The sequence below is a fragment of the Castellaniella sp. genome (assembly GCF_049650445.1).
Taxonomy (GTDB): domain Bacteria; phylum Pseudomonadota; class Gammaproteobacteria; order Burkholderiales; family Burkholderiaceae_B; genus Castellaniella.
The window spans coordinates 81,621-103,011 of the sequence record NZ_JBASAD010000001.1; the positions used below are offsets into that span (position 1 = coordinate 81,621).

Below are 21,391 nucleotides of genomic sequence, written 5' to 3' on the forward strand. Positions count from 1 at the left end.
GGGGAAGATCAAAATGAATAAGCAAGCTGCGTCGCCTGCTCGATCGCGCGCACCGCATCGAGCTCGGCGGCGACATCCGCGCCACCGATCAGATGGGCATCCCTGCCTTTGGCCAGCAATGCTTCATGCAACGTTCGATTCGGATTCTGGCCGGCGCACAGAATGACGTGATCGACGGCAAGCACATGCGTCTGCCCATCGACCGTGTAGTGCAGCCCCTGATCATCGACCGCCTGGTAGGACGCCCCCGGGATCATGTTCACCCCCGCCTTGCGCAGTTTGACCTTGAGTATCCAGCCCGTGCTCTTGCCCAGATTCTTGCCCAACGACTCTGGCTTGCGCTGGAACATGTGCACAGTGCGCGTGGCCTGGTCGTGCGCGGCGGGCAGCAGACCGCCCGGCCCGCTGATCGTCGGATCGACGCCCCAGGCGCGCTGGAAGGCTGCGACATCCAGCGATTCATCGGCCCGCCCGACAAGGAATTCCGCCACGTCGAACCCGATACCGCCTGCGCCGATGATGGCCACACGCTGTCCGACCTCCACACGCCGGTTCAGCACGTCCACATAGCTCAGCACTTTGGGATGATCCACGCCTGCGATGTCCGGCGTGCGCGGTGCGACGCCGGTCGCGAGCACGATCTCGTCATAGCCGCCATCGAGCAGATGCTGCGCGTCCACGCGCGTATTCAGATGCACCGGAACGCCGAGGTGATCGAGCGAGGCCCGGAAGTACCGCAGCAGTTCGTTGAACTCATTCTTCCCTGGCACCTGCCGGGCCATGTTCAACTGCCCGCCAAGTTCACGGTCCGCCTCGAACAGTTCGACCGAATGCCCGCGGCGCACCGCATTGACGGTAAAGGCCAGCCCTGCGGGACCAGCACCCACGACCGCGATGCGGCGGGACCGCGCGGCTTTGCCCTCCTGGAACTCCAGTTCCCTGCCCGCAACCGGGTTGACCATGCAGGTGGCCGGCCGCTCGGTGAAAATCCGATCCAGACAGGCCTGATTGCAGGCAATGCAGGGACTGATCAGATCGCCCTGCCCCAGCCGAGCCTTCAAAGCGAAATCAGGGTCCGCAAGCAAAGGACGCGCCATGGACACCAGATCGGCATCTCCTGCGGCGATCAAGGCCTCGGCCACTTCCGGCGTGTTGATCCGGTTCGACGCCATGACGGGGATCGAAACCGCCTGCTTGATGTTGCGCACGGCGGCCGCCCAGGCCGCCCGCGGCACCGAGGCGGCGATGGTCGGCACTGAGGACTCATGCCAGCCGACCCCCGTGTTGATCATATCGGCGCCCGCTCGTTCGATACGACGGGCGAACTCGGCGATCTCTTCGGCCGTCATCCCGCCCTCCATCAGATCGACGGACGAAATGCGGTAGATCAACATGAAATCCGGGCCGACGCGCTCACGGACGGATCGCACGATTTCCAGGGGAAAGCGGATCCTGCCCTCGAAAGAACCGCCGAACTCGTCCTCGCGCCGATTGGTGAGCGGCGCGGTGAATTCATTGATCAGATACCCCTCGGAGCCCATGATCTCGACCCCGCTATAGCCCGCCTGCCGGGCCAATGCCGCAGTGTTGGCGAAACTGCCTATCGTTTCCCGGACCTCTTGCGTGCTCAGTTCGCGCGGCGTGTATGCATTGATGCGCGCCTTGTCCGGCGACGGCGACACGCAATCGGGCACCTTGGCATAGCGGCCGGCATGCAGGATCTGCAGCACGATGCGCCCACCAGCCTTTGAGACCTCGGAGGTGATCAGTTCATGCTCTCCGAGCTGCTCGGGCGAATTCAGATACAGGCCGCCCTCATCCATCACGCCTTCGGGCACGGGTGAATATCCGCCCGTCAGGATCAGGCTGATCTCGCCCCGGGCACGCGCCGCGTAAAAGGCCGCCAGCCGCTCCTGAGGCCGGTCGAGTGTCTCGAGACGAGTATGCATCGCCCCCATCACCATGCGATTGGGAAGCGTCGTCGTGCCAATACGGATCGGAGCCAACAAATTGGGATAGGTAGTCATGGTTCAAATAGGATCAGAGGTGGATATGCCTCATGATCCATCGAATCCGAAATTATGTCAATATCTTTACATAATTTCGGATTCGAACCAGATCCGACGTCCTACCCGCCGATGCGCACGACCGTCCGCCCTTTCGCGCGACCTTCGATGAAGTCCTCAAAACACCCAGGCAGCGCCTCCAGAGCGACCTCACGGGTGATCTCCATGAGATGACGCGGTTTGAGATCCGCGCCCAGGCGCTGCCAGACCCGCCGACTCACCGAATGGGAGATCAAACTCGAATTGATGCCCATCAGGCTGACGCCTCTGAGGATGAAGGGGAACACCGTGCTGTGCAGCTCCGCGCTGGCAGCGTTGCCGATACTGGCGATGGTGCCTTCGGGCTTCATCGTCGAGATCACCCAGCTCAACAGCGGGCCACCGACATTGTCCACCGCTCCCGCCCATCGAGCCCCCTCCAGAGGCCGGAGACGGTCCAGGTCGATACTCGACACCAGCTTGACATCGGCGGCGCCAAGCCGCTTCAAATAATCCGCCTGTATCGCCTTGGAAGTCAGCGCAACGACCTCATAGCCCAAGCCGGCCAGCATATCGATTGCCAGACTGCCCACACCGCCAGTGGCACCCGTCACCAGGACGGGGCCCCTGTCGGGGGACAGGCCGTTGTCCTCCATGCGGACGATTCCCAGCGCAGCCGTGAACCCGGCCGTACCCAACGCCATCGCTTCGAGCGGACTCAGGCCATCCGGCAACGGTACGATCCAGTCAGCCGGAACCCGGGCATATTCGGCATAGCCGCCATGGTGCGCAACGCCGATGTCAAAGCCTGCCGCCACCACTTGATCGCCTATGGCATAGCGCTCGTCGGACGAGCGCACGACCTCCCCGGCGAGATCGATACCCCCGACGCACGGGAAACGGCGGATGATCTTGCCCGCGCCCGTCGCGGCCAGGGCATCCTTGTAGTTGATGCTGGAAAACGCCACCCTGATGGTGACCTCGCCGGCGTCCAACTGATCTTCCGTCATCCGTGACAAGCGGCGGGTGATCGAGCCGTCCTCCGCCCGATCGATGACCAGGGCACTGAAAGAAATGTGCGACATGTCTTGTTCCATTGTTCGACCTCGATCGGATGAAAACGTCTCAATAGAAAAGGAGGGGCTCCCAGGCTCGGGATCTCTCAGTGACCGACGAATACGGGCTGGCGTTTTCCCAGGAACGCCCCCACGCCCTCGGTGGCATCCTTCGTCTGTGTCACTGCGGCGAACAGCTCGGCTTCCAGCTCGAGACCTGAGGCCAGTGCCATGTCAAAGCCTTGCAGCACCGCGTCGCGTGCCAGGGCAAAGGCGGCGGGTGGCGGATTGCCGAGCGCGGACGCGAAATCGCTCCCCAGCGCAACTGGATCATCGCCCTCCGCCACGGCGTTGACCAGGCCGAGGCGGACAGCTTCTTCGGCTCGAACGGCTCTTCCCGTGGTGATCATTTCGAGGGCACGGGCGGGACCGATCAACCGGCTCAGCCGCTGCGTACCGCCGTAGCCCGGAATCAGCCCCAGCCGGATCTCGGGCAGCGCCAGGCGGGCGGCCGGGGTCGCCACCCTGAACGTGCAGGCCAGAGCCAGCTCAAGCCCGCCACCGAAAGCCACCCCCGATATCACGGCGATCGATGGCATGCGCAACGCATCGAGCCTGGCGAAGGTCCGCTGTCCCAAGCGGGCGAACGCCCGCTGCGCATCGGCATCCCGGCCCAGGATTCCCGTGACGTCCGCGCCGGCGCAGAAAGCCTTGCCTCCCGCGCCCACCACGATCAGGACGGAAGCATCGCTGTCGCCCGCCTCATCGATCAGCGCGCCGATCGAATGGATCATCTCCGCATTCAGCGCGTTCATGGCTTCGGGGCGGTTCAAAGTGATCACGGCCGCGCCATCCCGGTACGTCAATGTGACGCTCATGGTGTTTTCCTGCAAGGTGTAGCCCATCATTCAGAGGGCCGGGTTGAAGAAGAATGCGCGGGGTGATGGCCGTGCCCGCCCGCTCCCAGGTCGCCGTCGCCAGGCGAGAGATCCAGCATATCGACCAGAAGTTCCTGGCGCGGGCCGGAAATATGCATGGAGAACGCCCATTTCCCGTACATGTCCAGCTTGATCGAAAATGCGTACACGCCTGGCGCCTGAGTCTCCCGGGCCGCAACGGGCGCAATGTTATGCGCCATGGGCATCGAAGGCATGCCCGCCTTGACCTGGACGGCAAGACCGCCCACGACCTCGTTCGAGGCCGCGTCGGCAATCCGGACCGTGCATGCGTAGTCAAGTTTCTGGTTGGTTTCCACGCAGTTCACCCGGCCGGCAAGGCCGGCGGCCTGCGCGGCGGCAGGCGGCACGGCCAAGGGCACGCCAAGCAGGACCGTCGAGAAAAAAATGGGGCGCAACATCATGATCATGCTATCTCCTCTATGTAATTCGCCGGCTCGCGCCAAGCAGGACTTCGTTGAAAAACGGTTCATCGATCAAGACGCCGCCATGCCCGGAAAGGACGATCCGGCCTCGATCGATGACGTGCACCGTGTCGGCAATTTCCAGGACGCGGTGCACATTCTGGTCCACCAGCAGCACAGCCAGACCATCGGCCAACAATTGAACGATCAGCGCAAACATCCTGGCGGTCGCAAGCGGCGACAGGCCGAGCGTCGGTTCATCCAGGATCAGCAATCGCGGATCCGCCATCAGCCCGCGCCCCACGGCCAGAAGCTGCTGCTGCCCTCCGGACAGAGACGAGGCTGGCTCATCCAGGCGGGGAGCCAGCTCGGGCAGATAATCCAGCACCGCCTCGCGCCGCCTGCGGATGTGTGCCTTGCTCATGCGCGCAGGCGCGGCGACCATCAGGTTCTCTCCGACCGTCAGACGCATGAAGATCAGTCGATTTTCGGGGACATGGGCAATGCCCAGATCCAGCACTGCATGCGACGACCATGTCTCGATGCGCCGACCCAGGAAGCTGATCTGCCCCCCGACCGGCCGCTTCATCCCGGAAATGGCTTCGAGGACCGAGGATTTTCCAGCGCCATTCGGTCCCAGCAGCCCGATGGCGGCGCCTGCCGGGACCTCGAAACTGACCTCACGGACCGCCTCGAGCGCGCCGTGTCTCACGGCCAGGCCGCGCACCTCAAGCATGGACGGGTCCCCGGTCGCCAAAATACACGGCCCGCACGAGCGCGTCGTCGCACAGCGCGGCCACTGGCCCCTGGGCAATCTTCCGGCCCATGTGCAGGACAGCCATCTCCGGACACAGCGCCGCGATCAGGTTGATCTTGTGTTCGATGATGACCACCGTCCGCCCCGGCAAGGCAATGCGCGCCAGCATCTCGATCATCGCGTCGGTTTCAGCCGCAGTCAGGGTTCCCGAAGGCTCGTCCAGCAGCAAGGCGCGGGGACGCAGCGCCAGGGCGCGCGCCAGATCGAGCCGCCGCCTCTGCGCGAACCCCAGGGTCGACGCCATCGCATGACGCTGGTCGAGCAGGCCCACGTCTTCGAGCAGCGCCTCGGCCGCAGAGCGCGCGCCGTTCCCCACCGCACGCACATTGTCCAGGACGGTGAGCCTGCCAAATATCCGGGTGTTCTGAACCGTGCGCGCCACGCCGGCCGCCACAATCTGCGGCGGCCGCCATGAGGTCGCGTCTGCCCCGTCGATCAGCAGGCGGCCGCCGCTCAAAGGATAGATACCGCTCAGGACATTGATCAGGCTCGACTTGCCGGAACCGTTGGGTCCGACCAGCCCCAGCACTTGCCCGCTTCGGACCTCCAGGTCGATTCCGTCCAGTACCGCATGCCCATCGAAATGCAGGCTGGCCCGTTCCAGAGCAAGTTTCATCGCGCGCCCCTGAACAGCCGCCCGAGGCGATGGACCGCCGTTTCGTCCAGTAGACCGCGTGGACGCATGACCAGCAGCAGGACCACCAAGCCGCCGAACAGAACCATCCGATACTGCGACAGGCTTTGAAAAGATTCCAGAAACCCGATATCGAGGCATACCCCCAGCAAAGGGCCGAATGCAGTGCCCAGGCCGCCGATCAGGCCATAGGCCAACGCATGCACGCCCAGCATCACGCCAAAGACGCCGGGTTCGACGTACGTCACGGAATGAATGAAGAAGCCGCCCGCACAAGCAGCCAGCGCGCCGGCCCCCGCCGAGACGGCCAGCCGATATCGGGTCACATCGATGCCATTGAGAGCGGCCAGCACATCGTCCTCTCCGATCATCCGCAGTCTGACACCGAAGCGGCTGCGTTCCAGACCGGCAAAGGCGGCCAGCACGAACCCGACCAGCGCCCAGATCACCAGCAGAGTGTCCAGCGGGGTGATCCCGTTGTCGAACGCATAGCGCACATCCCGAAAACCGTGCTCGCCCTCCGGGCCTACCAGACGGCCGCCAATTTCGCGCTGGTAGTGAAACAATTCAAACAGAATGCGCACGATTTCCGCAAAAGCCAGGGTCGCGATGGAAAAATAGAACCCCCGCAAACGCAGCGTGGGAATCGCGATCGCGAACTGAGTCGCCGCGCCGAGCAGCGCGGCAAACAGGAGCGCCGGCAAGAGCGGCCAGCCCCACAGGGCGGTCGCAATCCCGGCCGCATAGGCGCCGATACCGAAAAACGCCTGCTGGCCGAACGAAACCTCGCCCACCAGCAACAGCAGGTAGGCGGAAAGCGCCAGGAGCGTCATCATCCCGATGTTGGAAACGACCCCGATCGTAAAAGCATCCACAGCCTCAAAGCCTCCTGTGCGCCGCCGCATCGCGCAGGGCCCGCGTCTGGCCGAAGAGGCCTCCGGGCCGCAGAACGAGCAACAGAAAGAGCAGCAGATAGGCGGACAGATCGCGGATCTGCGGCCCGAACAACCATAAGGCCTGCGCCTCGATCACACCCAGCAGCAGGCCTCCCGCCACGGCGCCCCGCAAGGAGCCAAACCCGCCCAGCATCGCCGCGACGAGCCCCTTGAACGTGGCCCACATGCCGAACATGCCGCTGACCTGCTGATCGGCGGACACGATCAGCCATCCGGCGATGCCACCGACTGCCGAAGCCAGCACGCAGGCCAGAAAGAGCGTATGGCCCACGTTCCGACCGACGAACTTCGCGGCCCGGGGGTTCTCGGCGATCGCCCGCAAGCCCAGACCGAACCGGCTGCCATGCACCACCCACTCCAGAATCACCATGACCCCGACAGCGATGACCAGCATGAGCAGATGCTCGCTACGCAGCAGCACAGGGCCCAGGTGGATCACCGTGCCGTCCCCCAGGGCAGGCACGGGATAGGAATGCCTGGGCAGCACCAGCATTGCCACTTCCTCGAGCTGCATCCAGATCGCGAAGCTCGCCACCATCGAGGCCATGGCACCACCTCGGCGCATCGGCGCAAAGCAGGCGCGCTCGACGTAAATGCCGGCGACGACCGCCCCGCACACCGCCACGACGGCCGCCACACCCCACCCCGCCTGCCACCGGAGGTGGGCATAGGCTCCGGCATACAGGCCGATCATGATCACGGCGCCGTAGGCGAGGTTGAGCTTGCCCAACACCCCGAACATCAGCGTGAAGCCAAGCGCGATCAAGGCATACGCCGCGCCATTGGCCAGACCCTCGACCGTGTTCTGCAGCAGGTCAACCAGCATGTGCACGCAACTCCTTGCAAAATCCGGGGGCCCTGGCGCACCATCAGGCACCGCCCGGCTGGTGCACTAACGACGATCGCCCAGATAGGCGCGCCGGATCACCTCGTCTTCTGCCAGGGCCTGCGCATCGCCATCGAATGCAATGCGGCCGTGATCCATCAGGTAGAAATGGTCGGCGACCCGCAACGCCATGTGCACATTCTGCTCGACCAGAAAAATCGACACCCCGTCCTTCTTGAGTTCGGCGATGACCTCGAAGATTTCTTGAACCACCAGCGGAGCCAGCCCGACGGACGGCTCATCCATCAAGAGCAGCGAAGGGTTGGACATGAGCGCCCGCGCAATGGCCAGCATCTGCTGTTCTCCCCCCGAGAGCGTGCCCGCCTGCTGTCCCGCACGCTCTCGCAAACGCGGGAACCGGTCGAGCAATCTTTCGCGATCTTCCCGCACCTTGACGCGATCCGTGCGCGTGATGGCCCCGGCGTCCAGGTTCTCCAGCACCGTCATGTCCTTGAACACCAGCCGGTTTTCCGGCACCAGCGCCAGACCGGATTTGACGATCGTGCTGGGGGAGACGCCGGCGATCCGCTTGCCCATGAATGCGATGTCGCCCGACTGAGGCTTGAGCAAGCCCGTCACGGTCATCATCAGGGTGGTCTTTCCGGCGCCATTGGGCCCCAGCAGGCACGTCACCCGTCCCGCCTCCACGCGCAGGGACACGCCCCGCAGCGCCTGAATCCGCCCATAGCACGTCACGACGTCGGAGACTTCCAATAGGGTGCTCATGCCGCAACTCCCAGATAAGCTTCCTGCACCACAGGGTCGGACTGGATTTCCTGGGCCAGTCCCTGAGCGATACGGCGCCCGAAGTTCAGCACCGTGATTCGATCGCTGACCGACATCACCAGATCCATGTGATGCTCGATCAGCAGGACCGTCACGTTGCGCCGCTTCAGTTCCCGGATGCGCGCCTCGAGGTCGGCCACTTCCTCCGGATTCATCCCGGCGGCCGGCTCATCCATGAGGATCAGCTTCGGCCTGCCCGCAATCGCCCGGGCGAGCTCCAGGCGCCGCTGCTCACCAAAGGACAGATTGGAAGCCGCGACATCCTGTTTGTGCAGCAGGGACGACATCTCGAGGATTTCGTCGATTTCTTCCCGCGCAGCCGCCTCGCCGCCCATCCAGCGGCGCAGAAAACCGCCGGAGTTGCCGCCGTCCCGCTGCGCGATCCAGAGGTTCTGCCACACCGTGAGCTTGCCGAACAGACGAATGTTCTGGAACGTCCGGCTGATACCGGCGGCCGTGCGGCGATGCAGGGGCAGTCCGGTGATGTCCTGCCCCAGGAACTCGATCTTGCCCGAGGATGGCAGAAACAGGCCGGACACGAGATTGACCGTCGTGCTTTTGCCCGAACCGTTGGGGCCGATCAGGCCATGGATTTCGCCTTCCTCGACATCGAAGGTCAGGCCGTCGAGCGCCTGAATGCCTCCGAAGTTCTTGCTGAGCGAACTGACTTTGAGCATCCTCACGCTTCCTTTTTACGTACCGCGCCGAACCGCAGCCAACCCGGGCGGCCATTCAGAAAACCATCCGGCCTGAAATTCATGGTCAAGATGATGAACAGACCAAACACGAAACTGCGCCAATCCCCCATGAACCGCAGGCCCTCGACGAGCACGCCCTGAATGAAAATGGCGGCGAGCACCGTGCCGAAGACACTGGACAGGCCCCCGATGATGGGATACGACAGGGCAAACGCCGCGAGCACGATGCCAAATTGCGCATGCTCGACGTGGGTCGTGTAATGCGCGAAGATCCCCCCGCTCAACCCAGCCAGCGCGCCGCTCACGGTCATGGCCAGCACCTTGATCGCCATCACGTTGATACCGGCCGCCTGCGCCGCGAGTTCGTCCTCGCCCACCGCACGCAACACCACGCCGATTCTGGAGCGGTCCAGCCACCAGAGCATCGCCAGCACCAACAGGACGAATGCCCAGATGAACATCATCACTTCAAAGACGCTCCAGCCATTGAGGGAGAAATAGCGGATTTGCGAGAACCCCTCGCCGCCAGCCGGGCCAAGTTCCACGCCATCGACCGACACCCGGAACTTGAAGTTGAAAAGGACGATCCGGACGACCTCGCTGAAGGCGATCGTCGCGACCACCAGCATCAAGCCCTTGACCCGCAACGCGGGAAATCCGATCAGAAAGGCGACGAAGCCGGAAACGGCCGCCGCCGCGAGCAGGGCGGGCACCAGCGGCCAGCCCCATAAAGTCGTCAACATCCCCGCAAGGTAGGCGCCGATGCCGAAGAAGGCGGCCTGGGCGAGGCTGACCTGTCCGGTCAGCAGAATCCAGTAGGACGACAAACCCAGCAACGCATGGATGCCGATGATCTGAATGAGTCCGTAGTAAAAATCCATGCCGTTCTCCTCAATCACGCGCCGAAACGGAACCGAACAGCCCGTTGGGCCGCAGCACCAGAAATGCGAACAACACCAGCATGACGTAGAGATCCCGCTCGGTGACCCCGCGTAGAGACTGGAACAGATTCTCGAGGCCACCCACCGCAAGCCCGGCGATGATGGCGCCCGGTACGCTGCCCAGACCGCCGATGACCGTGACGATCAGACCTTTCACCGTCAAAGGCAGCGCCAGCAAGGGTGAAAGCGCGCCCACGGCCGAACCGATCATCGCGCCGGCGACCCCGCCCAGCAGCCCCGTGATCACGAACAACTGCCCGTTGACCAGGGTGATGTCGATGCCGCAGAGCCTGGCAGCCACGGGCTGTTGCGCCACGGCCCGGGTGCCCAGGCCCAGCTTCGTGCGATGCAGCAGCCACAGCAACCCCGCCATGCAGGCGCATGCCGTCAGGAACACGGCGATCAGGTCGCCACGGAAGAAGAACTCCCCCAACTGGAGCGAGCCTTCGACGAAGCTGGGATAGGCCACGGGTACGCCATGGGTAGCGTGGATGATCACCTCTTCGATGAACAGCAGCATGCCCAGCGTGGCCATCAGCATGGAAAGAGGATGCGCCGGTGAAATGAAGTGAAAACACGTGAAATACACCAGCAGGCCGATCAACCCGCCCGCCAGCGCAGCCAGCAGAAACACCACGAACACAGGCGCGGCGACTGAGTTCAGTACCATGATGCTGGCATAGGCGCCGCCGATCGAGGCGGCCGCATACGACAGGTTGATCTTGTGCATCACCCCAAAAATGAGCGTGAACCCAAGCCCGATCAGCGCATAGGTGGCGCCGTACAGCACCCCGCTCGCCAGCGACTGGAATGTATCGATAAAGAAGAATGGGTCCACGCTTTGCTCCCTGGATCAATGATTCGAATATCCGGCCTATTTGGCGACGGCCGGGTTATGAACCATTTCCCAATGATCGCCTCGAGCCTGGACGAAGACGAACGGCTTGATGGCTTCACGATCCGCCGTGCGCTTGACAGCACCCAGCAGACCACGCGTCTCGTCGAGCGCGGCCATGCCCGCACGCATCTTCCGGCGATCTTCCTCGACCGTTTCGGGCTTGGCCATCACGCCTTGCGACTCGATGATGTCCTTCAGGTAGAACATGATTTCGTAAGAAGCCGCGCTGTGCAGGTCAGCGCTCCCGCCCTTGGCAGCGATCTGCTCCGCAGCGGTCCGGGCCTGGTTATTGATCGGCGCGAATCCGGTCGGAATCAGCAAGCCCTGAGCTTGCTTGGCACAGCCTTTCAGGGTCTCGAGCGTCGACGAGCTGGTCAGCCCGATCAGAAGCTTGGGCTTGACCTGCTGACGCTCCATCTCGCGCAGCACGCCGCAGGTGGTGATGGGGTGAGCGGAGATGGCCACGATATCCGGCTGCGCACGACGCATGTCACGCACCTGATTGGAAAAAGCCGTATCGTTCAACAGCCATTCGCTTGTGCCCAGGACGTTGAAACCGTTGGCCTCCGCCTGTCCTTTCATCGCGCCAAACGTGGCCTTGGAGTGCGCAAAATCGACCTCCACGCCGCCGTATAGGGTCTTGAGGTCGGGATACTGCTGCTTCACCCAGCCAAACAGCGACTTGTACATCTCGAGTTCGTTGGGCACATTTCTGAAGGACCATTCAGAAATGCCCGCCAGGCCGACCTTGGAAGCGACATCCGCAAAGATCGGGAACTGCAGCCCGCTGTCGCTGGCATCCCCCACTTTCTTCTGCAGAATGCCGAAGGCCGATTCGGCGACGTTCGAGCAGCTCGGGCCGACACCGATGATGGCGTCGGTCGCCGCGATTCTGCGGACGACCGAGATGCCTTCTTCGGCATTGCAGCGATCGTCGTAATAGGTCACCTTGATCTTGCCGGTGGCGCCATCCCCCAGCTTGACGCCGCCCGCGGCATTGATCGCATCAGCCGCGGCATTCAACGCCGCTTCGGCATTCATGCCGAACAGACGGATGGCGCCGGATTTGGCGCCAAAACCGGCCACGTCGACCGTCCGTTCCACACTGTACGCAGGTGCCGCGATGACCAAACCCGCCAAGGCGGCGGCCAGAATTTTCACACCATGAATATTCATTGCAGGAAGCTCCTCTCTTTCTTTGAATGCCGCCAATACATCAGCGGAACTGAAAATTCGTCCAGACCACCGCGATTCCGGTCTCCTTGAACCTGAACGAATGGTCTGCCCGTTCGTCGGTCTGCATGATCCCCCCCGCATCGGACGATCCGGATCCATTTGGAACCGCCAGATCATTCGGGTTGCACAACACAGTCACACGTCCAACATCAGGAAATCCGATTTTGGGACATTCGATATCATTAGACAATTGGAAATAATATGAACATTATGTCAAACGATATTTGACAATATGGGCATGCAAGGTCCATCACACTGTCGTGGCGACAGAACGACAGACTCTGCAAAAACCAGATCAGGCGGCGGGAGCCGGCAAGACGAACTGCAGCGTGACTACTTCTGCCAGGGTCTGCACCGACACGAGGCGCCGGACTGCCGCCGATCGGGAGGCCGGCACATCACAGACATGAATCCGGGCGAATCGACCCAATAGGGCCACCCCAACCGATTCAGCGGACCTGATCCAGTTCCTGGGTCTCCGGCTCGTCCGCCCAACGCGTGCGGAATTCCAGAATGTCCGGCAGGCAACGCAAGAACGCCTCGACCAGTTCCGGGTCGAAATGACGGCCGCTTTCCTTGCGGATGTGGGCCACGGCGTCTTCGATCGACCAGGCCGGCTTGTAGGGCCGCACGCTGGTGAGGGCGTCGAACACGTCGACCAGCGCGATGATGCGTGCGGCATGGGGAATGGCTTCGCCCGCCAGGCCGTCCGGATAACCGCTGCCGTCCCATTTCTCATGGTGGCGCAGGGCGATCGTGGCGGCCAGCCGCAACAGGCTGGACGGGTGTTCGCCGATGATCCGGGCGCCCATCACGGTGTGCTGGCGCATGACGGCCCATTCCGCCGCGTTCAGCTTGCCGGGCTTGAGCAGCACGGCGTCGGGAATACCGATCTTGCCCACATCGTGCATGGGTGCCGCGTTCAGCAGTTCGTCGGCCGCTTCTTCGCTGTAGCCCACCTCGCGCGCCAGGCGCCAGGCGTAATGGCTCATGCGGACGATGTGCAAGCCAGTCTCGTTGTCGCGGTATTCCGCCGCCGCACCCAGACAGCGGATGATCTGCAGGCGGGTTTCCAGGACTTCCCCGGCCTGCACCAGGGACAGATGAGTCCGTACCCGGGCCTGCACCACCGGAGGGTTGAAAGGCTTGGTGATGTAGTCCACCGCGCCCAGTTCCAGCCCCTTGTGCTCGTCGTCTCCCTGGCTGAGCGCCGTCACGAAGATCACCGGGATGGCGCGGGTGCTCTCGTCGCGCTTCAGGGTCTCGCAGACTTCGTAGCCCGACATGCCCGGCATCATGATGTCCAGCAGAATCAGGTCGGGCCGTTCCTTGCGTACCAGAGACAGCGCCGTAGGGCCGTCCTTGGCGAACAGCAGGCGGTACTGTGCCTGCAGGGTATGCCGCAGCACCTGCAGATTGGTCGATTCATCGTCCACCAGCAGCACCGTGCGGCGTCCATCCTTCTTGTCATCCATCCAGTGTTTCCTTGCGATCGGCTCAGGGGTCAGTCCGACTTGCAGGCATGCGCGGCGATTTCCGCCGGAATGGACTCCAGCAGTTGGCCAGCCCGTTCGAATTCAAATGCGTCGACGGCGGTACGCAGGGCCTGGGCCTGGGCGCGGCCGCCTCGCTCACCCAGCCCGGCGCACACGACGTCCAGCGCGGCATCGTCCAGCGCATTGCTGGCCAGCACGGTCCGCAGCGCCGCCACGGCCGCTTCCAGATCAGTATCCGCGATCGTCAGCGGCGCCCGCACGGCTGCGATGGCATCCGCCGACGGAGCTGCGTGCGCCTCTGATCCAGGCGCGGCGGATGCGCTCCGGCGTACCGACCTGGCTGCCTGACGCGCAACCTCCATCAACGCACGCAGGTGCGGCAGGCGCTCCGACACGCCGTCGAGCGATCCCGACGTCCGGCCCAGGTCTTCCAGTTCGCCCGCCTGCTGCGACAGGGCCATCAAGGCCAGATTGCCCGCCGCACCGCGCAGGCCATGCAGGCTGAACAGCAGCGCCTCGGGATCGGCGTGCTCGCCCACATCGGGCAAGGGGTATTTGTCCGGCGCCTCGTCCAGGAAGGCCAGGATCCGGTCGGCCAACCGCGCCCGGTCCCCCCAGAGCGCCATACCGCGTTCCCAGTCGATCGACGAGACCACGGCACGGCCGACCACCATCGGACCGCTACCGGTCTCGGGCCGGCCTTCCAGCACCCGGGCGATCTCCTCGAACAAGCGGGGGATGTCCAGGGGTTTGACGGCGAAGCCGCTCATGCCGGCCTGACGCGCCTCGCGCCGGTCGTTGGCCATTACGCTGGCCGTCAGGGCGATGACGGGCGTAGCCCCCAGGCCCTGGGTGCGCTCATGTTGGCGGATCAGACGGGTCGCCTGCAGGCCATCGACGCGCGGCATGTGCACATCCATCAGGACCACATCGAAGCGGCCGGCCAGAAACAGCTCCACGGCCTGTTCGCCGTCCCGGGCGGCTTCCACCGTATGGCCGCCGGACTGCAGCACCAGCGTCAGCAGGTCCAGGTTCTGCTCCACATCGTCGGCGATCAGTACGCGCAGGGGTGGCAGTTGAGGCGCTTCGCCCGAAGCCTGCGGCTCGGCGGGCGCCTCACCCGGTGCCAGCGGCAGCCACACGTGAAAAGTGCTGCCCCGACCGGGCTCGCTTTCGACTTCGATGCGCCCCTTCATGGCCTCCACCAGTTGGCGGGCGATGGTCGTGCCCAGCCCCGTACCGCCAAAGCGTCGGCTGATCGAAGCGTCGGCCTGGGTGAAGGGATCAAAGATGGCCTGGACCTGCGCGGGACTCATGCCGATGCCCGTGTCGCACACCTGCACGTGCACCACGCCGCCCTCCAGGGAGAACAGCACGTCCACCCCGCCGGTCTCGGTGAATTTGATGGCGTTGCCCACCAGATTGGTCAGCACCTGCAACAGCCGCAGGGTATCGCCCTTGAAGTATTCCGGCATGTCGGCCGGATACTGGGTCGTCAGTCGCAAGTCCCGGGCCTGAGCGCCCAGACGCAGCGAAGACTCGATCTGCAGCGCCAGGGCCTTGAGCGAAAAGTCGCGGTTTTCCAGTTCCAGCCGTCCACTGTCCATTTTGGACGTGTCCAGAATGTCGTTGAGCAGCCGCAGCAGATTGCGCGAAGACTGGCGGATGATGTTCAGGTGGCCGCGCTGGGCGGGCGCCAGGTCTGTTTGCAGCAGCAGGTCAGTGAAGCCGATGATGGAATTCATCGGCGTGCGGATCTCGTGGCTCATGTTGGCCAGGAAGTGGCCCTTGGCCGCAGCGGCCTGCTCGGCACGTTCGGCGGTTTCGCGCAGCGAGGCTTCCATCGCCTGCTTGTCGCTGATGTCAGTCAGCATGCCGACGAACAATTGTTCCTGATTGGGCAAGGGCACACGACCAACGGCCAGGCGCACCGGCACCAGGCTGCCGTCCTTGCGCCGCCCGATGACCTCACGGCCCAGGCCGATGATGTGCGGCACCCCGGTCGCCCGATAGCGCTGCAGATAACCATCGTGCTCGGAATGATAAGGCTCGGGCATCAGTATCTTGATGTTGTGCCCGATCACTTCCTGGGCCTGGTAGCCGAACAGGCGTTCGGCCGAATGGCTGAACTCCTGCACGATACCGTCGCCGTCGATGGTGATGATGGCATCCACGGCCGTATCCAGGATGGCCTGCAGGCGCGATTGGCTTTCCCCGACCTCGCGGTACAGTTCGCGGGTACGGATGAGGCCGTTCAGGGACGTGACCAGCACCGTGACCGTCAGGCTGATGGATGCCAGCCCCAAGGAGGCCCAGGTGGTGCCCAGCCAGACGCCATGCTCGGTGTCGGCACCGGACAGCACACCATAGAAACGCACGGCCGCCATGCCGATGTAATGCATTCCGGCAATCGCCACCCCCATGATGACTCCGCTGAGCATGAACCGCGTCCGCCGCGACAGCGGCGTGCGGCGCAGGCCGAAGCGGATCCACAGCGCCAGCATCGCCAGCACCACCGCGACGACGATGGACAGGCCGAACAGCAACGGGTCATAGCGCATGTCCAGGGGCGTGACCATGGCCGCCATGCCGATGTAGTGCATGGCGCCGATGCCCGCGCCCACCACCACGCCGCCGATCACGAGCGGCCAGCCGGTCGGCTCACGCCGCGTCAACATCCACAGGGCAGTCCACGAGGCCACAAGCCCCGGCAGCAAGGACACCAAGGTGACGTCCGTGCGGTAAATCATGGGTGCCGGCAGATGGAACGCCAGCATGCCGATGAAATGCATGGTCCAGATCCCGCCACCCAGGGCGACCGCCCCTGTACCGATGGCGACGTGACGATAGTAAGGGCTGGGGGTGTTGCGGGCGATATGCGAGGTCTGCAGCGCCATCATCGACAGGAAGATCGGCACCACGACGGACAGCAGGACCAGACCGGGCTGCCAGGAGCCCTGCACCAGAGCGTCAGTCTCCGTGCCGGTGACGAAGAAATGGTCAAGCGTCATCATGCGGAGTCAATCCTTGAGACCTGAAGCGATAAGTCGATGCAGCGCATAGCCTAACAGAACGAAACAATATGATTGCCAAAATCCCGACCGATTCGGCATCAATCCAACAAAACCCCTTGCAATGAGGTTATCGGCCTCATTTTAGTATTGACTCAGGGAAATCCCTATGCCAAACTGCCGGATTGCTTGTTTTCTGACCTTCTGACCTCGGTTTCACGCTTGGCGTGCCGTTTGGGTTGATTCGGTCGGCACATGCGACTGATTCTGTCCGGCAGACATCCGCGACAGCAACCCGGCGGGGACATCCGATTCGTTCCCCGCGGCATATCGCCCGTCATCACGGGCGCAAGGAAACCTATGTCCTTCGACTCCCTGGGGCTCGGCCCCCAGCTCGTGGCCGCCCTGCGCGACCTCGGCATCGACACGCCCACCTCCGTCCAGTCCGCCGCCATCCCGCAAGCGCTGGCCGGCCATGACCTGATGGTGTCCTCGCAGACCGGCAGCGGCAAGACCGCCGCTTTCATGCTGCCCGCCCTGCAACACCTGAGCCACCGTGCCGGCGCGGGCGGCCGCGGCGTTCAGGTCCTGGTCCTGACGCCCACGCGTGAACTCGCCATGCAGGTCGCCGACGCCGCCCGTTCCTACGGCAAGCAGATCGACGGTCTGCGCATCGCCACCGTGGTCGGCGGCATGCCCTACGGCGCCCAGATCAAATCCCTGTCGCGCCGTGTGGACGTGCTGGTCGCCACCCCGGGCCGCCTGATCGACCACCTGCAAGCGCGCCGCGTGAACCTGTCCACCGTCCAGACCCTGGTGCTGGACGAAGCCGACCGCATGCTGGACATGGGCTTCATCGAAGACATCGAGACCATCGTCCGCAGCACGCCGGTCGAGCGCCAGACGCTGCTGTTCTCGGCCACGCTGGACGGCACGGTCGCCCACCTGGCGGCCAACCTGATGCGCGAACCGCAGCGCATCGAGATCACCACCCACCGCCAGAAGCACACCAACATCACCCAGCACTTGCTGTACGCGGACGACAAGGCCCACAAGCTGCGCCTGCTGGACCACCTGCTGCGCGACGCCAGCCTGGATCAGGCCATCGTCTTTACCGCCACCAAACGGGGCGCCGACGATCTGGCCGACCATCTGTCCGACGAAGGTTTCGCCGCCGCCGCCCTGCACGGCGACATGAACCAGCGCCAGCGCACCCGCACCCTGGGTCTGATGCAAAAGGGTCAGGTGCGCGTTCTGGTCGCCACCGACGTGGCCGCACGCGGCATCGACGTGCAGACCATCAGCCACGCCGTGAACTACGACCTGCCCCTGCAGGCCGAAGACTACGTGCACCGCATCGGCCGCACCGGCCGCGCCGGGCGCGACGGCCAGGCCATCACCCTGGCGGTGCACGCCGAGCGCCACAAGGTCCGCCGCATCGAGCACTTCATCGGCCAGGCCATCCCCATGGAAACCATCCCCGGCCTGGAGCCGCAGCGTTCCGTGCGGCCCACCTACAAGGACAAGCCCACCCGGGGCGCCCGGCCGCAAGGCGGCAAGCCCTGGCACAAGGATGGCCCCGCCGGCGCCGCACCGCGCGGCCGCAAGCCCTGGCAGCAAGACGCCCAGGCAGGTGACGACACCCGCCCGGCCCGCGCGCCGCGCAAGCCCTGGGAACAGGACAAGCCGGCTTTTGCCCGCCCGGAACGCGGCGAGGGCCGTCCGGCCTACGCCCGCAAACCCTGGCAGCAAGACACGGACGGCGACACGCGCCCGGCGCGTGCCCGCAAGCCCTGGGAACAGGACAAGCCGGCTTTTGCCCGTCCGGAACGCGGCGAGGGGCGTCCTTTCCAGCCCAAGGCCGACCGCGCGCCCCACGGCGCCGGCCCGCGTCCGAGCCGTGACGGCGATGCGCCGCGCGCCGCCCGTCCCGCCCACAAGGCTGGCTCCAAGCCGTCCTTCAAGCGGCAGGATCGCCAGGATCAGCCTCGCGCGTCGCGTCCTCGCTTCGCCTGATCTGGTGATCTGAATCGCCTCATGGCCCCGGCGCTCACAACGCCGGGGTTTTTGTTTTACAGTTGTGGCATCCCCCCCACGTCGCGGCTTGCAAGCCGCTCCGACTCGTCAGGCATAGGACAGTCCGTAGGGGACTGTCCTATGTCCTGCCTCGTCCCATGATCGAACTGCCCGCCGTCCATACCCCCTCCGGCCTGCCGCAACCCGACGACGACGCGCGCGCCCACGGCGCTCTCGTCCAGGCCATGCTCGCGGAGCGCATCCGCGATGCGGGCGGCTGGCTGCCGTTCGAGCGCTGGATGGAAGCCGCCTTGTACGCGCCCGGTCTGGGCTACTACAGCGCCGGCAGCACCAAGTTCCACCGCGACGGCGATTTCACCACCGCCCCGGAAACCAGCCCCCTGTTCGGCCGTGCGCTCGCGCGCCAGGTCGCCCAGGTGCTGGAAGCCAGCGGGTCCACCCGTGTCCTGGAGTTCGGCGCCGGATCGGGCGCCCTGGCCGCCGCGCTGATCCCCGCGTTGCAAGACCTGGGCCTCGAGGTCGAATACGAGATCCTGGAACTGTCCGCCGACCTGCGCGTGCGCCAGCGTGAGCGCCTGTCGGACTGGGGCGACCGAGTCCGCTGGCTGGACACGCTGCCGGCGGCCTTCAGCGGCTGCGTGGTAGCCAACGAGGTCCTGGACGCCATGCCTGCCGTCCTGTTCCGCTGGAACGCTGCGGGCGCGCCGGAACTGCTGGGCGTCGCCCTGGACGCCCGTCCCGAGGCCATCGCCCCCTTCCGCTGGGCAGTACGCGAAGCGCCGCCACCCACCGCAGCGACCCTGGCCGCCCGCATGCCCGCCCTGCCCGGCTATCAGTCGGAGATGAATCCGCAGGCCGAGGCCTGGGTGCGCGATCTGGGCCGCTGGCTGCAACACGGCGCTGCCCTGCTGATCGACTACGGCTTTCCGCAGGCCGAGTACTACCACCCCCAACGCCTGCGCGGCACGCTGATGTGCCACTTCCGCCACCACGCCCACGATCAGGTGTTGATCCTGGCCGGCCTGCAGGACATCACCGCCCACGTCGATTTCACCGCCATGGCCGACGCCGCGCTGGACGGCGGGCTGGACGTCATGGGCTACACGTCCCAGGCGCGCTTCCTGATGAACGCGGGCCTGACGGATCTGATCCATGCCCCCGGCAACGATCCCGCACAACGCGCGCGCCAGTTGACCGCCCTGAACACCCTGCTGTCCGAGGCCGAGATGGGCGAACTGTTCAAGGTCCTGGCCGTCGGCAGGGGCCTGGACACGCCCCTGCTGGGTTTCACGCGCGGGGACCGGCGGGATCGGCTGTAGGCGGACCGCAACCGGGCGACACGGCTTGCGTGCTAAACCACTTTCAAGCCGAAACTGTTCATCAAACGCCGCGTGGCGAAGTCCGGCGTGCCTCCGGTGAACAGCGCCGTGTCGTCCTCGGCCGGATGCAGCGCATCGGCACGGCGCGGCAACAGGCTGCGGGCGCGCCGGGCAATGGCTTCGGCCGGGTCCAGCCAATCCACGGGCCAGGGCGCCAGCCGCCGGAACACATTGGCCATGAAGGGATAATGCGTGCAGCCCAGCACCACGATGTCGGTGCGGGCACCGCCACTGTCGACAAAGCAGGGGGCGATTTCGGCGGCCACAGCCTCGTCGCTGACCGGCAAGCCACGCATATAGGCTTCCGCCATGCGCGCCAGCCGGGGCGAACCCACCAGCGTCACATGACATTGCGTGGCGAAGGACTGGATCAGGTCGCGTGTGTAGTCGCGCCGCACCGTGCCCGGGGTCGCCAGCACCGAGACCTGCCCGGAACGCGTGCGCTCGGCCGCCGGCTTGATGGCCGGAACGGTGCCGACAAAAGTCATGTCCGGATACGCCGCCCGCAGCGCCGCACCCGCCACAGTGAATGCGGTATTGCAGGCGACGATGCACAGGGCCGGGTCGTGATCATGCAACAGATCGGCGAATACTCGCACGATGCGGTCTCGCAGGTCTTCCTCGGCCCAACCGCCATAGGGGAAACCGGCATCGTCGGCGACGTAGACGAAGCGCCGCTCGGGCATCAGCACGCGGGCCTCGCGCAGCACGGTCAGGCCGCCGATACCGGAATCGAAGACGAGGACGGGTTGGTCGTCAGAGGTCATGGTTTTCAGACGACTGCCAGCGCCTGCAGCCGCGCCGTGCGCAGATCATCCCGGATGCGCGCCGCATCGCCCCCGGCAGCGCGGGCGATGGCGCCCGCGTCCACCGCACGCACCGCATCCAGCCGTCGCATCCAGGCCGCCGGGTCGACATCGCCGCGTACGCAATCAGCCGCCGCCAGCAGCGCCTCGAAACGCTCGGGTCGGCGCAGTGCATCGCAGGATTCCAGCAGCGCCAGCCAGGCGGCGGCATCGTTCGGCACTGCAACCAGACGCGCCAGCACTCCCGGCAGCAACCGCGCCAGGTCGCGGCAGGCGGCCGGCGCCCGCAGCCGTTCCTGCAGTTCGGGCGCCGAGTCCCGGCACAGCAGGGCATAGCGCTGGGCCAGATC

18 protein-coding genes and 1 pseudogene are annotated in these 21,391 nt (G+C 64.8%); 2 read left to right on the forward strand and 17 right to left on the reverse strand.

What is annotated here, in order from left to right:
• Positions 1-8: 8 nt before the first annotated feature.
• The 15 genes from WA983_RS00355 to WA983_RS00425 all read right to left on the reverse strand — a co-directional run bounded on the left by WA983_RS00355 (position 9) and on the right by WA983_RS00425 (position 16,822).
• A complete protein-coding gene (locus WA983_RS00355; protein ID WP_424311453.1) occupies positions 9-2,027 on the reverse strand; it encodes an FAD-dependent oxidoreductase in 2,019 nt (672 codons plus the stop codon).
• A gap of 101 nt (positions 2,028-2,128) precedes the next feature.
• Positions 2,129-3,130, reverse strand: a complete 1,002-nt coding sequence (locus WA983_RS00360) for an oxidoreductase (protein WP_424311454.1) — start codon at positions 3,128-3,130, stop codon at positions 2,129-2,131.
• A gap of 77 nt (positions 3,131-3,207) precedes the next feature.
• The gene (locus tag WA983_RS00365) at positions 3,208-3,978 is read right to left on the reverse strand and encodes an enoyl-CoA hydratase/isomerase family protein (protein WP_424311459.1); all 771 of its coding nucleotides are present in this window, start codon (positions 3,976-3,978) and stop codon (positions 3,208-3,210) included.
• 26 nt (positions 3,979-4,004) lie between these two features.
• The gene (locus WA983_RS00370) at positions 4,005-4,466 is read right to left on the reverse strand and encodes a FixH family protein (protein ID WP_424311455.1); all 462 of its coding nucleotides are present in this window, start codon (positions 4,464-4,466) and stop codon (positions 4,005-4,007) included.
• Positions 4,467-4,476: 10 nt separating this feature from the next.
• The gene (locus tag WA983_RS00375; protein ID WP_424248812.1) at positions 4,477-5,196 is read right to left on the reverse strand and encodes an ABC transporter ATP-binding protein; all 720 of its coding nucleotides are present in this window, start codon (positions 5,194-5,196) and stop codon (positions 4,477-4,479) included.
• A complete protein-coding gene (locus WA983_RS00380; protein WP_424248810.1) occupies positions 5,189-5,893 on the reverse strand; it encodes an ATP-binding cassette domain-containing protein in 705 nt (234 codons plus the stop codon). Before WA983_RS00380 ends, WA983_RS00375 begins: the two co-directional genes overlap by 8 nt.
• On the reverse strand, positions 5,890-6,816 hold the full coding sequence (locus WA983_RS00385) for a branched-chain amino acid ABC transporter permease (RefSeq protein ID WP_424248808.1): 927 nt from the start codon (positions 6,814-6,816) through the stop codon (positions 5,890-5,892). Before WA983_RS00385 ends, WA983_RS00380 begins: the two co-directional genes overlap by 4 nt.
• Positions 6,791-7,693, reverse strand: coding sequence for a branched-chain amino acid ABC transporter permease (locus WA983_RS00390; RefSeq protein WP_424248806.1), 903 nt, complete (start codon positions 7,691-7,693; stop codon positions 6,791-6,793). The genes WA983_RS00385 and WA983_RS00390 overlap by 26 nt, the downstream gene beginning before the upstream one ends.
• Before the next feature lie 66 nt (positions 7,694-7,759).
• The gene (locus tag WA983_RS00395) at positions 7,760-8,479 is read right to left on the reverse strand and encodes an ABC transporter ATP-binding protein (protein ID WP_424248804.1); all 720 of its coding nucleotides are present in this window, start codon (positions 8,477-8,479) and stop codon (positions 7,760-7,762) included.
• Complete coding sequence (locus tag WA983_RS00400) at positions 8,476-9,216, reverse strand: ABC transporter ATP-binding protein (protein WP_424248803.1); 741 nt, start codon at positions 9,214-9,216, stop codon at positions 8,476-8,478. The genes WA983_RS00395 and WA983_RS00400 overlap by 4 nt, the downstream gene beginning before the upstream one ends.
• Before the next feature lie 2 nt (positions 9,217-9,218).
• Entirely contained in the window at positions 9,219-10,118 is a 900-nt protein-coding gene (locus tag WA983_RS00405) for a branched-chain amino acid ABC transporter permease (protein WP_424248801.1), read from the reverse strand.
• A gap of 10 nt (positions 10,119-10,128) precedes the next feature.
• Positions 10,129-11,016 carry a branched-chain amino acid ABC transporter permease gene (locus WA983_RS00410; protein ID WP_424248799.1) on the reverse strand — a complete coding sequence of 296 codons (888 nt, stop codon included), beginning with the start codon at positions 11,014-11,016 and terminating at the stop codon, positions 10,129-10,131.
• A 36-nt stretch (positions 11,017-11,052) separates the two neighbouring features.
• The gene (locus tag WA983_RS00415; RefSeq protein WP_424248798.1) at positions 11,053-12,252 is read right to left on the reverse strand and encodes an ABC transporter substrate-binding protein; all 1,200 of its coding nucleotides are present in this window, start codon (positions 12,250-12,252) and stop codon (positions 11,053-11,055) included.
• A gap of 509 nt (positions 12,253-12,761) precedes the next feature.
• Entirely contained in the window at positions 12,762-13,787 is a 1,026-nt protein-coding gene (locus tag WA983_RS00420; protein WP_424248796.1) for an HD domain-containing phosphohydrolase, read from the reverse strand.
• A gap of 29 nt (positions 13,788-13,816) precedes the next feature.
• Positions 13,817-16,822 (reverse strand): MHYT domain-containing protein, encoded by a 3,006-nt coding sequence (locus WA983_RS00425; RefSeq protein WP_424311456.1) that lies wholly within the window; start codon positions 16,820-16,822, stop codon positions 13,817-13,819.
• 357 nt (positions 16,823-17,179) lie between these two features.
• On the opposite strand from WA983_RS00425, the gene WA983_RS00430 reads away from it, so the two are divergent.
• Complete coding sequence (locus WA983_RS00430) at positions 17,180-18,835, forward strand: DEAD/DEAH box helicase (RefSeq protein ID WP_424311457.1); 1,656 nt, start codon at positions 17,180-17,182, stop codon at positions 18,833-18,835.
• A 158-nt stretch (positions 18,836-18,993) separates the two neighbouring features.
• On the forward strand, positions 18,994-20,175 hold the full coding sequence (locus WA983_RS00435; protein ID WP_424247995.1) for a class I SAM-dependent methyltransferase: 1,182 nt from the start codon (positions 18,994-18,996) through the stop codon (positions 20,173-20,175).
• 32 nt (positions 20,176-20,207) lie between these two features.
• Here WA983_RS00435 and murI read toward each other — a convergent pair whose 3' ends face one another.
• Together murI and WA983_RS00445 are read right to left on the reverse strand one after the other, a co-directional pair.
• Positions 20,208-21,002 (reverse strand): glutamate racemase, encoded by a 795-nt coding sequence (gene murI / locus WA983_RS00440; protein WP_424247993.1) that lies wholly within the window; start codon positions 21,000-21,002, stop codon positions 20,208-20,210.
• A 5-nt stretch (positions 21,003-21,007) separates the two neighbouring features.
• A pseudogene (locus WA983_RS00445) lies at positions 21,008-21,391 on the reverse strand (CCA tRNA nucleotidyltransferase); the annotation flags it as partial.